Source organism: Colwellia sp. SU-HH01172 (assembly GCF_057553355.1).
The window spans coordinates 257286-269297 of the sequence record NZ_BAAJMB010000001.1 but is presented as its reverse complement, the minus strand read 5'-3'; the positions used below and the strand labels follow the sequence as shown (position 1 = coordinate 269297).

Below are 12012 nucleotides of genomic sequence, written 5' to 3'. Positions count from 1 at the left end.
AACCAGCCTATAGGCTGGTTTTTTTATATATAAAATAAGGAGTTGAGTGAGTAAACTTTAAAGGAACTTGATCTAGATCAAATAAAGCTATGCTTTTTAGAGTTTTTAATCTACAATCCGCGCGTTATTTTATTGTAGGATCATTACTCATGTCAGAAGAAAACTTTAAAGATTGCTCGTCAAAACGTCATTTATTCGCCGCAGTATTAGCTATGTTCGCCGCACCTTTGTTGCCAATGTTAGCAGGCTGGTTTACAGTACTAGCAAATTAAAATAGCTATATTTCTTACATAATGAATATCCTTGTAGTAGACGACAAGCAAGCAATATTGACCAGCCTAGATGCATTGTTAACGGCACACGGCTATTATGTCGATACCGCTTGTAACGGCCTAGATGCATCCGAAAAGTCGCAAAATAAAATTTACGACTTACTGATCATTGACCATCTCATGCCGATTATGAATGGTATTCAGTTAGTTAAAAAACTTCGTCAAATTAAAGAGTATGTTGCTACTCCGATAATTTTTATGACGACGCAAGGTCAAGATTCTGTACAAGCAGAATGTGATAGCGCTTTGTTTTCGGCATTAATTGATAAACCAATTAATGAAGATGAATTGTTAAGTTTGATTGAAAGTCATCAAAGTTCAAATACCCGCTACCTGTCACTATAAATTTAGGGTGAATTGCTTTATTCTGTAGCTAGAATTTATTTTAACTTTTAGAACATGACAGAAACACAAATCAATACACTTAAATCTGCAATACACACGATTCCCGATTACCCAAAAGCCGGCATTTTATTTAGAGATGTCACGGGTATACTCGATGATGCTGAGGCGTTCAAACATACCATCGACATCTTAGCCGATAAATATAAAAATGGTGGTTACACCAAAATTGTCGGCACTGAAGCGCGTGGTTTTTTATTTGGGGCTCCCTTAGCGTTAGCTATGGGCTTGGGTTTTGTACCTGTGCGAAAGCCAGGGAAATTACCTCGAGCAACTTTTGCCCAAGACTATCAACTTGAATATGGTCATGATACTTTGGAAATTCATCAAGATGCATTAACAAAAGACGATAATGTTTTAATTATCGATGATTTGCTAGCAACGGGTGGCACTATCGAAGCAACAACTAAGCTGATACGACGCTTAGGCGCAAATGTCAGTGATGCGGCATTTGTAATTTCATTACCGGATTTAGGTGGTGAAACCAAGCTTGAGAGCATGGACCTATCTGTATTTTCTTTATTGCAATATGCTGGAGATTAAGGCTGAAAAATGAGTTATCAGGTTTTAGCAAGAAAATGGCGTCCTAAGTCCTTTAATGAATTGATGGGCCAAGAGCATGTTGTCACTGTTTTAGTCAATGCACTAACTCAGCAAAGATTGCATCATGCATACTTATTTACCGGCACTCGTGGTGTTGGTAAAACAACCATAGCTAGAATTTTTGCTAAAAGCCTGAACTGTTTACAAGGAGTGACAGCCAAGCCTTGTGGAACATGCGATGCCTGTGTTGATATTGATCAGGGAAATTTTGTTGATTTACTTGAAATTGACGCCGCCTCAAGAACTAAGGTTGATGATACTCGTGAGATATTAGACAACGTTCAATATGCACCGACAAGAGGGCGCTATAAAGTCTACTTAATTGATGAAGTGCATATGTTGTCACGCAGTAGTTTCAATGCACTGCTGAAAACCTTGGAAGAGCCGCCCGAACACGTTAAATTTATCTTGGCAACAACCGATCCGCAAAAGCTACCGGTTACTGTGCTGTCTCGATGCTTACAGTTTCATTTAAAAGCGCTAACGATTAAACAAATTAGTGACAAAATTAGTGAAATCCTAAGCAACGAAGCAGTTAGTTACGATGATGATGCCATTGCGTTGTTAGCGAAAGCTGCAAGGGGCAGTATGCGTGATTGCCTTAGTTTGACGGATCAAAGCATTGCTCAAGGGAATGGTGCAATCAATCGAAATGATGTTCAACAAATGCTAGGTGGTGTTGATCGAGATTGGGTGTACAAGATTGTTATTGCCTTGTTAAAGCAAGACGCTCAAGCATTAATGCACCTTTCATTAGAAATTGCCTCATATGCCCCTAGTTATAGCCGCCTAACAGCAGAGCTTATTCAGCTATTGCATCAAATAGCGATGGCACAAGTTGTCGAAACAAATTTTAGCTTGTCTACCGAATATCAGAGCATGCTTAAACATTTTTGCCAGTTTATGTCGCCTGAAGACGTGCAACTTTATTATCAAATAGTGTTAAGTGCCCGCAAAGACTTGCCGTACGCAGACGATGAACAAGCAGCATTTGATATGATGCTGTTGAGGTTACTGGCATTTAAACCCGTTGCTAATAATCTGCAATTAGTCACAGCTAATGTAGATAATATCGGTGAAGCTAACCATGTCAGTAAACAATTGGACAATGTGCAATTCCCGGTAGAAGCGGTAGAGCAAAAAACACAAATTGAAAGTGTTCAACCACAAGTAGCTAGCTCATCAGCAGAGCCAAATGAACCGACCAATAGCCCTTTGTTAAAAGATGAGCATCAAGTAGAGCAAACATCTGTCACCGACGATATAAGTCTTGCAGAAAAAACTGTTGATGAAACCTTTGCAGGGGACACCACGCTTGAGGAGAATATTGATAATATTCGAACTCAAGACGCTAACCAAAAAACTGAACAGTCGACTGAGTTTGATGCACTAAGCCATGAAATGTTAGCGATTGAACAGCAAGCCGAAGTTTTGCGTGAAAATTCAGCGGAAATAGAGAAGAGTCGTGAACAGCTCACCGGTGGCCATGACAATAGGAATATCGATACAAGCGTAAGTGAAAGTAAGGTTGAAGTGGCTGATGTCGAACAGCATCAAGCAGAGGTCGCTACTGAGACAGCTGGAAACCATACCACCGCATTTGAATCGCCAGTTGCTGCTGCTATTGCAACTAGAAACATGTTACGAAGTCGCAAAAAGTCTTTGGAGGATGGTGAAAAAAAGCCTAGTGACGCGAATGTGCGTCAGCCTCAAAGTTCGGTTGGCGACACTGTTGATAACGCGACAGCGCTGCAGAGCGATGTAAAGCAAGATCAGGTCAATGTGCCAGCATTATCAACATTGCCTGAGCAGCCCTATAGTGAAGATATTATTGACCCAGCGACGATAAAAAAAGCCAATCAAGTCGATAAATGGGCACACATGATTGATAGCATGTCTTTGATTGCGCGATTACGCCAATTAGCGATACATGCGACAATTGATGAAACATCTACGGATGAGTTGTTGATCCTGCAACTCGATCAATCGATAAAGCATTTAAATAGTGATGCAGCTCACAAACAGCTCGAGCAGCGTATTTCTGAGTACTTACAACGAAAAGTGACTGTAGAATTAAATATAGTTGAAAAGACGGTTGCTGATCCATATCAGATCCAATCCGATATTAATAGCAAGCGCTACGAGTATGCAAAGCAAGTGTTAGCGGAAGATGATGTTGTCATTGCATTACAGGAACAATTTCAAGCTGAGCTTGATCAAGAAACTATTGTAGCGCGTTAATCGTTACTTGAATTTTAAGCCGTTAACTACTATCTTTGGCGGCATATTACTTTTGGAGTGAAAATTATGATGAAAGGTGGCATGGGCAACTTAATGAAGCAAGCCCAACAAATGCAAGCTAAAATGGCTAAAGCTCAAGAAGAGCTTGCTAATATGGAAGTCACGGGTGAGTCAGGTGCTGGCATGGTTAAAGTCACCATGACAGGCAACCATAATGTTCGTCGTGTAGCTATCGACGATAGCCTTATGGAAGATGATAAGGACATGCTAGAAGACTTAATTGCTGCAGCGATGAATGATGCTGTGCGTCGTGTTGAAGAGCAAAATAAAGAAAAAATGGGTGCTTTAACGGGCGGTATGCAAATGCCTCCTGGGATGAAAATGCCGTTTTAAGTTTTTAAGCTTTTAACCGTATAAACCCAGTTTTACTGGGTTTTTTATTGGGTAATTTTTATCTATTTCATATCTATAGTGTTGAAGTGTAAATTTAATGTCGGCGGGGTTTTATATGAAAGCAAAATTATACTATGTCTATGATCCCATGTGCAGTTGGTGCTGGGGTTATGCACCAATTTGGAAAAGGCTTGCAGAAGAGCTGAGTAACTTGGTCGATATTCAGTATTGTTTAGGTGGCTTAGCTGAAGATACAGAGCAAATCATGACTGATGAGATGCAACAATTTCTACAACAAACTTGGCAAAAAATATCACAACAACTAGGTACCAAGTTCAATTTTGATTTTTGGCAAGTTTGCCAGCCAAGGCGCTCTACCTATCCCGCTTGCCGAGCTGCCCTGATTGCACGTCAGCATAATAAAGAAGCAGAAATGTTGACTGCGATACAGCATGCGTATTACTTGCAAGCTAGAAATCCATCTAATAGCGATGTCCTTTCAGAAATAGCGGCAGATATTGGCCTTAATGTTAGTCATTTTATTGAACAATTAACTAGTGAAAAACTACAGAGACAGTTAGTTGATGAAGTTGATATGGCGAGAGCATTGCCGATTCGAGGCTTTCCGTCTTTAGTGTTGTTTCACAATAATCAATATCTGGCCATTGCAATTGATTATAAAAACTGGCAAAGCAGCTTTGATAGCATAATAGATAAAATAGAACTCAACTAGGGTCTATTGAGCTTTCAGTTTACAACTCTGTTGCTCTTGAAAAATATGGCTATCAAGGCACTTAATGTAAAATCTGCTTGTTCCAAATGCATATTAAGTACAGGTTATCAGTTCCAAACATAACCTAAGTACCTAAATCCATGTAGGCAACACACAGAGACAATTTTTCAAGGCAACTCAAAGAGCTATGACTAATTTTCAACCTAACGTTGTTGAAAAACGTTAAAGTAGAACAACTACATTGCACATTTTTCGTCTTGTTATCTTTAAAATTAGTCTATAGCAGAGACAAAAACGAAAGAACAACAGACCCTAATATTGTGATTAAAACAGATAATCCTTTAGTTTTAACGTCAAATGGGTGATAAAAATGGGTGTATGCCGATAAAAACAGATATTTTGTAGTATCATGAAAATATTAATAGAAATTTGTTTTACTCGCTTAGTCGCGAGAATTTTTGTGATAAAGGTTAAATATGACATTTGCAGCGATTACAGGCTGGGGTAAGTGCTTACCGCCAGCGACATTAACTAATGATGATTTAGCAACATTTCTTGAAACCGATGATGAGTGGATCACCACTCGTACCGGAATGAAAGAAAGGCGAATTTCTCATGTCACGGTTAGTGAATTAGCTCATATTGCTTGTGCTCGAGCATTAGCTGCGGCAGGTAAGAATGCTCAAGATGTCGAGTTAATAGTCTTTGGTAGTACTACTTTCGATGAACTTTGCCCAAACGCGGCATCGAATGTTCAGCGCTTACTTGGGGCAGAAAATGCCGCTTGTATGGATGTTAGTACGGCATGTACTGGCGGCATGTATAGCTTAAGTGTGGCAACGGCTATGATTAAGAGTGGGGTGGTAAAATCTGCTTTGGTTATTGGCGCTGAAACTATATCACCTATTATGGACTGGAATAATCGAGATGTAGCTGTGTTGTTTGGTGATGGTGCAGCAGCATTATACTTAGAACACAGTGATGAAGAGTCTGGCGTTATTTCTGAAGCTTTAGGTTGTTATGGCGAGTCACGAGATATCCTATCTGTCGAAGGATGGGGCATGAAATATGCCAATAAGGGACGTATTTTAGGGCAAAGCAACTGGGCGTTTTTAGGTCAAGAAATCTTTAAAAAGGCCGTAGCCGGTATGGCACAAGCATGTGATAAAGCACTTGATAAAGCACAATTAAATGCTGAGCAAGTTAAAAGTGTTGTACCTCATCAAGCGAATCTTCGTATTATTGATACCTTAGTTAAGCGCTTGAAAGTAGAAAAAGAAAAAGTATTCGTCAACATACACAAATATGGCAATATGTCGGCGGCGACGACATTGGTGGCCTTTGTTGAAGCCATTGAAGAAAGTTTCATTGCGAAAAACTCTTATGTATTACTTCCTGCTTTTGGTGGTGGTTTAACCTGGAGTGCTCATGTTGTGAAGTGGGGCGATCGAACTCATGCTTTGGCAACAACAGATATTGATTTACCCGAATGTGAAAAAACGGGATTAGAGTTAGTAAGTGAGATAATTAACGCCAAGTCACACTAAGTTAATTCAGCAGTGTGTTATATAACGCTGAGCTAACCTAATTCTTGTTAGCTCTTTTTTAATGTAAGGACAACTATGCGATTTTTATCTCGTCGGCTAATTTTACCTAATGATTTAAACTATGCTAACTCACTGTTTGGGGGGCGTGCACTGGCATGGATAGATGAAGAAGCTGCCATTTATGCGATATGCCAACTTGAAACAAAAAGTTTAGTCACTAAGCATATTGGCGCGATTAATTTTGAGTCCCCTGCGTTACAAGGTGATGTAGTTGAGTTTGGCTTATCCACCAAAGCCGTAGGACGCAGTTCAATTACTATCACTTGTGTAATGCGAAATAAAGTGACAAAAAAAACCATATGTTTAGCTGATGATATTGTATTTGTTCAGGTTGACCCTGAAACTAAACAACCTATTCCGCACGGAAAAACTTTGGCATCGTTAACCGATCCATTTCAAGAGTAATTTGTTTTTTGCTTGTAGTGAAGTAAACGAAGAACTCAATAGCGTTAATAATTAAGTTCTTCGATAGTATTAAAAGTACTTTAAGGAGCTGAATAGCCTTTATTTTGCGGGAAGAATAGTGTTGAAAATTTTTGTTTTATTCGAGCTCTAATTTGTTTAGATAGCCCTAAAGTAAACAATAAAGTGGATAAACTAAAAACTATGCTAATAGTTTTAACAAGTTTAGCACCAGAAAATAGCATTAAAATTAACATCAGCACTGTGTAAGTAAACCCTAACGCAGCAATACATAGGAACAACCCTTGAAGTTCTTTTTTCATTCTTTGACTCCTTATTTACTTTAGCTTAGCAAACCTTTTAGTTGGGCACTAGTACAAATATTTCTATAAATGTTACTAAGTTTTGCATTATCAAAGAATCAGAATGTAAACAGTATATTGGCTAGGAGCTGTATTTTTTACTTATTAATTACCGCAACTTATGCCATTGCCTTGACCATTAACACCAAGGACTTTATTTGCTCCGTCTATCATAAAGGTGAGTTGGCAATAATTTCCGGCTAATTTTTCTGCGCTAGCGTAATGAAACTGGATAACTTTGTTACCATCTTCAAGCTTGAGAAAGCTTGCTGGCGTACCATACTCAGCGATTAAGCTACCTAAAGATTCTCCTTGCCAATGGGCAACTTTAGGCTTTGATGAACATGAACACAATAGAATTATAATGATAAAACTTACAGCAATGTTTTTCATCAATAGACCTCATAATATACGGGTAATTAGTATTGCGTTGATTATAAAGTGAACAATGTCTAAATGTAAAATATGTGTCTAAATGTTAGGGGCGGGAAATATTAGGCATGTGTGCAGTAAAATGAACAAGCTGTAGTTAGGTGTTTGTTATTCATCGACTTCGTCAATCAGGAATTGTTGATAGTCAGCAACAGCAAAATAACGTATTGATTTTTTTAAGGTGACTTTTTTGGCAATAAGTTGCTTATGACAATAAATTTTAACGACTTGCTTATCGCCATTTTTATCGGTTTCATATTCATGTTGAGAGTTTTTACGCAAATTATCAAACTCTGTTCTCATGATTAGCTTCATGCATCCCTCGCAGATATTATAGAAAACTTAGACTAAAGCTTATTAATTTCTTTCTGTACGTTGTAACCTTCTTCAGTGACGATTTTTTCCAACACTTGTACCCGTTCTTCTAGTGTTTTTAGTTGTTTTTTCATGGCAATCGCCTGCTCATCACTTTGGCTATTGTGATTTAGCGTTCGCTCCTTAAACTCTAAATGCTTCTTGTACATATCATACATAACGCCAAAACCAACAGAAATAAAGACAATAGCTACAACCATCGCAGTACCAGACATATTCTTTCCTCTTAAAATTGTTTATTTATAAGCGCTTTAATGCCTTAAAGCATAGCCGATCTTTAAGGCAAATTAAATGACTAGCTAAATCGTATTCAGGCTGTTGAGTTCTTGTTTTGCTAAATAATTATCCATTGTTGAACGTAATAACTTGTACAGTAAGATAGAACCATCAATCTCTTCTTTACGGTTGGTTAAACTTTCAATGTTTAAGCCGAGCGGTAAATTATAAGGCAAAACAGCATCTAATATTTGCACTAAGGTATTGCTACAAATTCGAATTGATTCATACAGTGGTTTTTGTGCATTCAAAATACGTAAACTGGTTGCTTCAGGTACACTAACCCCAAGCCATTCAATAAATTCTAAAGTTTTCTTACTTCCGCAAGGGGAGAAGGTTAAAATAATGCGCTGTGGCTTTAAGCCTTGCTGCTGACACTCAATTGCGTATCGCGTTAACATATCTATGGTTGCTTGCGCGTTATAAATAGCTTGAGATATGAAAAAATTACAACCTTGCTGATGTTTTTCAATTAATTTATCGTGTTCATTTTTTTTACTTGCATGACGCTCCGCAATGGTAATTCCACCAATAAAAAAATCATTTTCATTTGCTACTAAGGTTTTATAAGCATCGCCTAACGGCAGGCTGACATTATTTCGTTGCGATGGGCTGCCAACCAGCACAATATCGCGTACACCATATTCTTGCCAAGCCTGATTTGCCCAGTGATTAAAATCATCACCATTTGATTGCACAACACTTTTATACGTAATAACAGGTCTGGATGACTTTTTGTTTAAAAGTGAAGAGTAGAGCCTAGGATCATGAGTTGACTTGAAAGGGAAAGGACGTGGCTGCGAGGTGCGAGAGTCCTCATTTTGAATGTCATAAACAATCAAGCCGTCAAAGTCGATATCACTGACTCGTTCAAGTAATTTATCGGCAATTGCAGATACTTGTTCGATTGGCGTATCACTTTTGGGTGGCGTTGTACCAATAAAATATACACCACGGTTTACGTCATTATAGCGTGCTCTTAACTCTGAACCATTCATCACTTTTATTACTTCTTATTTACGTAGTTGATTGCCTGTTAATAATTATCTTACCGTGTTGCATGATAAAAAGCTGCGCTAGTTTCATACTAATTTTTTCTACATTATGCTGTTACAATTCGGCTGATTTTAGCCAGATCATCAATAGAGCTTTGTTATCAATACTCGCGGTCAGCTATCAAGTCTATTTGGTGAAGAATTTCGTCTTTATTTTTTAATAGCTTTATGGCATTAAAAAGTAAGTTTGCTTGTGGGTATTGTAGTTTTAGATAGCGTAACCACTGCTTTAAACGGCTTGAAAAATAAAAGCTTTTATCACCTTTTAACTCCAAATGACTATAGTGCTTTAACAGTGAACTTAGCTCAAGCCAAGGCATAGGCAGTTCATCAAACTTAATGACGTTAGCTAAATTTGGTAATGCTAAAGCACCGCGTCCAAGCATGATATTTGATGTTTGGCTTTGCGTGATACAGTTGTCGGCATCACTTTTACTCCAAATTTCACCATTGGCAAATACTTCAATATTATATTTTTCTTTTACCTGGCCAATAAAGTGCCAATAGGCGGGAGGTCGATAACCGTCTTGCTTAGTACGAGCGTGGATAGTTAACTGATTGGCATTAGCTGTCTCAATGGCGCTAACAATTTCATCTAATTTTGATGCATCAGTAAAACCAAGCCTGATTTTAGCTGACAAGGTGTTCTCAAAACCAATTGCGCAGCGTATCGCCTTAATTATTTGATAAATTTGCTCGGGATCGTTAAGAAGAATTGCACCACCTTTACTTTTATTGACGGCTTTTGCCGGGCAACCAAAGTTTACATCGATGCCGTGTGAGCCCATTTCTAAAGCGCGAACGGCATTTTCTGCCATCCATTTTGGCTCTTGCCCCAGCAATTGTAGGCGCAAAGGTGTGCCGCTTTTGGTTGCGCAACCATTTTCTAGTTCGGGGCAAATTCGTCGAAAAACATGTTTAGGTATTAATGAGTCAACCACCCGAACAAACTCTGTGATACAAAAATCATAATGGTTTAAAGAAGTCAGCAAATGACGCATAAGTTCATCGGCAACACCTTCCATCGGCGCGAGTATTATTTTTTTTACTTGAGGTTTCATGAAGATAACGATAGGCTCAATTAAGTTGTGGAAAATAAAAAAGATAAATTCACAACGCTTGAAATTTATTTACACCCTGTATGGTCTTTGTAAATAGCTATACTTATAGATGTAGTGTCAAATTGAAAAATTAAAAGGAAAACATAATGAAATTAATCAAAAAATCTTCAATTGCAGCTTTGTTAGGCTTGTTTGCATTAACTGTAGCGGCAACTATGCCAGCTAAAGCGGAAACTAATCCATTTGCTGTGCAAGATGTAATGACTATTGTATCTGCTGATGACCATAAAAAAGGTAAGTGTGGTGAAGGCAAATGTGGTGAAGGTAAAGCCAAAGCCAAAGGTAAATGTGGCGAAGGCAAATGTGGTGAAGGTAAAGCTAAAGCCAAAGGCAAGTGTGGTGAAGGCAAGTGCGGTGAAGGTAAAGCTAAAGCCAAAGGTAAGTGTGGCGAAGGCAAATGCGGTGAAGGTAAAGCTAAAGCCAAAGGTAAGTGTGGCGAAGGCAAATGTGGTGAAGGTAAGAAAAAAGGTAAAGAAGGTAAGTGTGGCGAATAAGGCCGTAGCTTAAGCAAAATTCTTATTGATATTGCAGATAAAAACCACTTCACTTGAAGTGGTTTTTTAGTTTTAATGCTAAGCAATAGTAACCTAGCTAATTTTAAGGATATTTATATGAGCAATAATGTTGTGATCACTGGCGCTAATCGCGGTATTGGTTTAGCTATGGCAAAGCATTTTAAGCTACAAGGGGACAATGTTTTTGCCCTTTGTCGACAAACGAGTAACGAGCTCGATAAATTGAATGTTAATGTGATTGAGCAAATTGATGTTGCCACAGAATCAGGTATTAATAATATGGTTGCGGCACTGCAAGATATCGCTATAGATGTTTTAGTTTGCAATGCCGGTATTTTGCGTGATGAAGGCCTCAAGAGCTTAAATTTGAATACTATACGAGAGCAATTTGAAGTAAACGCCATTGCACCATTAAATATTGTTGCTCAACTGCAAAGTCAATTACGCAACGGTGCAAAAGTTGCTTTAATCACCTCAAGAATGGGCTCTATCGCCGACAACAGTTCGGGAGGTCGTTATGGCTACCGCATGTCAAAAGCAGCTTTAAACGCCGCCGCAATGTCCCTAAAGCATGATCTGGCGAGTAAAGAAGTCTCTGTTGGCATTTATCATCCCGGCTATGTACAAACCGATATGGTTAATTACGGTGGTGATATAAGTGCCAGCGAATCAGCGGCACGATTAGTAAATTTAATTAATCAGTTAACTATGGCTGAAAGTGGCGTATTTAAACATTCAAACGGTGAAGTATTACCTTGGTAATTGCTAAAAATGGTAAGTGAAATGAGTGACTGCAGCAGCCAATATAATGCAAAGCATATTAAAATTTGGCAAACGGTACAGGCAATACCTATCGGGAAAATAGCTTGTTACGGCCAAATTGCTGATCTCGCTGGTTTACCAGGTCGAGCAAGACTCGTTGGCAAAGCGCTAGGATCTGTTCCTAAGGATGGCTGGCGAGGGCAAGATGTACCTTGGTATCGGGTGCTAAATTCGCAAGGGAAGATTTCATTTCCACTGGGCAGCGAGCATTTTGAGCGTCAGAAAAACTTATTACAAGACGAACAGGTGGTGGTTATTGGCGCACGAGTTAAATTAAAAGAATTTCAGTGGCAACCTGACTTAGCTGAATTATTATTTGTTTTAGAGCATTAATATTTTGC

The 12012-nt window shown here is 38.6% G+C and carries 17 protein-coding genes; 11 read left to right on the top strand and 6 right to left on the bottom strand.

The window, feature by feature from the left end; genetic code table 11:
- Nucleotides 1-149: 149 nt before the first annotated feature.
- The 8 genes from AC27JP_RS01255 to AC27JP_RS01220 all read left to right on the top strand — a co-directional run bounded on the left by AC27JP_RS01255 (nucleotide 150) and on the right by AC27JP_RS01220 (nucleotide 6716).
- On the top strand, nucleotides 150-272 hold the full coding sequence (locus tag AC27JP_RS01255; RefSeq protein ID WP_487111629.1) for a hypothetical protein: 123 nt from the start codon (nucleotides 150-152) through the stop codon (nucleotides 270-272).
- Nucleotides 273-293: 21 nt separating this feature from the next.
- Complete coding sequence (locus AC27JP_RS01250; RefSeq protein ID WP_487111628.1) at nucleotides 294-677, top strand: response regulator; 384 nt, start codon at nucleotides 294-296, stop codon at nucleotides 675-677.
- A 54-nt stretch (nucleotides 678-731) separates the two neighbouring features.
- A complete protein-coding gene (apt, locus tag AC27JP_RS01245; protein WP_487111627.1) occupies nucleotides 732-1277 on the top strand; it encodes an adenine phosphoribosyltransferase in 546 nt (181 codons plus the stop codon).
- A 9-nt stretch (nucleotides 1278-1286) separates the two neighbouring features.
- Nucleotides 1287-3578 carry a DNA polymerase III subunit gamma/tau gene (dnaX, locus tag AC27JP_RS01240; protein ID WP_487111626.1) on the top strand — a complete coding sequence of 764 codons (2292 nt, stop codon included), beginning with the start codon at nucleotides 1287-1289 and terminating at the stop codon, nucleotides 3576-3578.
- Nucleotides 3579-3641: 63 nt separating this feature from the next.
- On the top strand, nucleotides 3642-3971 hold the full coding sequence (locus tag AC27JP_RS01235; RefSeq protein WP_487113408.1) for a YbaB/EbfC family nucleoid-associated protein: 330 nt from the start codon (nucleotides 3642-3644) through the stop codon (nucleotides 3969-3971).
- 115 nt (nucleotides 3972-4086) lie between these two features.
- A complete protein-coding gene (locus AC27JP_RS01230; RefSeq protein ID WP_487111625.1) occupies nucleotides 4087-4704 on the top strand; it encodes a DsbA family protein in 618 nt (205 codons plus the stop codon).
- A 476-nt stretch (nucleotides 4705-5180) separates the two neighbouring features.
- The gene (locus AC27JP_RS01225; RefSeq protein WP_487111624.1) at nucleotides 5181-6251 is read left to right on the top strand and encodes a beta-ketoacyl-ACP synthase 3; all 1071 of its coding nucleotides are present in this window, start codon (nucleotides 5181-5183) and stop codon (nucleotides 6249-6251) included.
- A 75-nt stretch (nucleotides 6252-6326) separates the two neighbouring features.
- The gene (locus tag AC27JP_RS01220) at nucleotides 6327-6716 is read left to right on the top strand and encodes an acyl-CoA thioesterase (RefSeq protein WP_487111623.1); all 390 of its coding nucleotides are present in this window, start codon (nucleotides 6327-6329) and stop codon (nucleotides 6714-6716) included.
- 80 nt (nucleotides 6717-6796) lie between these two features.
- On the opposite strand, the gene AC27JP_RS01215 is transcribed toward AC27JP_RS01220, so the two are convergent.
- From AC27JP_RS01215 to AC27JP_RS01190, 6 genes are all read right to left on the bottom strand, one after another.
- Nucleotides 6797-7036, bottom strand: a complete 240-nt coding sequence (locus AC27JP_RS01215; RefSeq protein WP_487111622.1) for a hypothetical protein — start codon at nucleotides 7034-7036, stop codon at nucleotides 6797-6799.
- A gap of 144 nt (nucleotides 7037-7180) precedes the next feature.
- Complete coding sequence (locus AC27JP_RS01210; protein ID WP_487111621.1) at nucleotides 7181-7468, bottom strand: hypothetical protein; 288 nt, start codon at nucleotides 7466-7468, stop codon at nucleotides 7181-7183.
- 147 nt (nucleotides 7469-7615) lie between these two features.
- Nucleotides 7616-7810 carry a hypothetical protein gene (locus AC27JP_RS01205; protein WP_487111620.1) on the bottom strand — a complete coding sequence of 65 codons (195 nt, stop codon included), beginning with the start codon at nucleotides 7808-7810 and terminating at the stop codon, nucleotides 7616-7618.
- A 44-nt stretch (nucleotides 7811-7854) separates the two neighbouring features.
- Complete coding sequence (locus AC27JP_RS01200) at nucleotides 7855-8097, bottom strand: hypothetical protein (RefSeq protein ID WP_487111619.1); 243 nt, start codon at nucleotides 8095-8097, stop codon at nucleotides 7855-7857.
- 84 nt (nucleotides 8098-8181) lie between these two features.
- Nucleotides 8182-9156 (bottom strand): methylenetetrahydrofolate reductase, encoded by a 975-nt coding sequence (locus AC27JP_RS01195; protein ID WP_487113406.1) that lies wholly within the window; start codon nucleotides 9154-9156, stop codon nucleotides 8182-8184.
- 158 nt (nucleotides 9157-9314) lie between these two features.
- Nucleotides 9315-10274: a tRNA-dihydrouridine synthase gene (locus AC27JP_RS01190; protein WP_487111618.1), complete on the bottom strand. Its 960-nt coding sequence runs from the start codon at nucleotides 10272-10274 to the stop codon at nucleotides 9315-9317.
- Between the two features lie 146 nt (nucleotides 10275-10420).
- On the opposite strand from AC27JP_RS01190, the gene AC27JP_RS01185 reads away from it, so the two are divergent.
- The 3 genes from AC27JP_RS01185 (at nucleotide 10421) to AC27JP_RS01175 (ending at nucleotide 12004) form a co-directional block, all read left to right on the top strand.
- Complete coding sequence (locus AC27JP_RS01185) at nucleotides 10421-10828, top strand: HvfA family oxazolone/thioamide-modified RiPP metallophore (RefSeq protein WP_487111617.1); 408 nt, start codon at nucleotides 10421-10423, stop codon at nucleotides 10826-10828.
- A 117-nt stretch (nucleotides 10829-10945) separates the two neighbouring features.
- Nucleotides 10946-11611: an SDR family oxidoreductase gene (locus AC27JP_RS01180; protein WP_487111616.1), complete on the top strand. Its 666-nt coding sequence runs from the start codon at nucleotides 10946-10948 to the stop codon at nucleotides 11609-11611.
- Nucleotides 11612-11632: 21 nt separating this feature from the next.
- Nucleotides 11633-12004: an MGMT family protein gene (locus AC27JP_RS01175; protein ID WP_487111615.1), complete on the top strand. Its 372-nt coding sequence runs from the start codon at nucleotides 11633-11635 to the stop codon at nucleotides 12002-12004.
- The last annotated feature ends 8 nt before the right edge of the window (nucleotides 12005-12012 follow it).

Excerpts from the sequence above, each read along its gene's own strand:
- AC27JP_RS01250 (WP_487111628.1), top strand. The coding sequence starts at position 294 with ATGAATATCCTTGTAGTAGACGACAAGCAAGCAATATTGACCAGCCTA.
- AC27JP_RS01205 (WP_487111620.1), bottom strand. The coding sequence starts at position 7,810 with ATGAGAACAGAGTTTGATAATTTGCGTAAAAACTCTCAACATGAATAT.
- AC27JP_RS01190 (WP_487111618.1), bottom strand. The coding sequence starts at position 10,274 with ATGAAACCTCAAGTAAAAAAAATAATACTCGCGCCGATGGAAGGTGTT.
- AC27JP_RS01210 (WP_487111621.1), bottom strand. The coding sequence starts at position 7,468 with ATGAAAAACATTGCTGTAAGTTTTATCATTATAATTCTATTGTGTTCA.
- AC27JP_RS01185 (WP_487111617.1), top strand. The coding sequence starts at position 10,421 with ATGAAATTAATCAAAAAATCTTCAATTGCAGCTTTGTTAGGCTTGTTT.
- AC27JP_RS01175 (WP_487111615.1), top strand. The coding sequence starts at position 11,633 with ATGAGTGACTGCAGCAGCCAATATAATGCAAAGCATATTAAAATTTGG.
- AC27JP_RS01255 (WP_487111629.1), top strand. The coding sequence starts at position 150 with ATGTCAGAAGAAAACTTTAAAGATTGCTCGTCAAAACGTCATTTATTC.
- apt (WP_487111627.1), top strand. The coding sequence starts at position 732 with ATGACAGAAACACAAATCAATACACTTAAATCTGCAATACACACGATT.
- AC27JP_RS01200 (WP_487111619.1), bottom strand. The coding sequence starts at position 8,097 with ATGTCTGGTACTGCGATGGTTGTAGCTATTGTCTTTATTTCTGTTGGT.
- AC27JP_RS01215 (WP_487111622.1), bottom strand. The coding sequence starts at position 7,036 with ATGAAAAAAGAACTTCAAGGGTTGTTCCTATGTATTGCTGCGTTAGGG.
- AC27JP_RS01180 (WP_487111616.1), top strand. The coding sequence starts at position 10,946 with ATGAGCAATAATGTTGTGATCACTGGCGCTAATCGCGGTATTGGTTTA.
- AC27JP_RS01225 (WP_487111624.1), top strand. The coding sequence starts at position 5,181 with ATGACATTTGCAGCGATTACAGGCTGGGGTAAGTGCTTACCGCCAGCG.
- AC27JP_RS01220 (WP_487111623.1), top strand. The coding sequence starts at position 6,327 with ATGCGATTTTTATCTCGTCGGCTAATTTTACCTAATGATTTAAACTAT.
- dnaX (WP_487111626.1), top strand. The coding sequence starts at position 1,287 with ATGAGTTATCAGGTTTTAGCAAGAAAATGGCGTCCTAAGTCCTTTAAT.
- AC27JP_RS01195 (WP_487113406.1), bottom strand. The coding sequence starts at position 9,156 with ATGAATGGTTCAGAGTTAAGAGCACGCTATAATGACGTAAACCGTGGT.
- AC27JP_RS01230 (WP_487111625.1), top strand. The coding sequence starts at position 4,087 with ATGAAAGCAAAATTATACTATGTCTATGATCCCATGTGCAGTTGGTGC.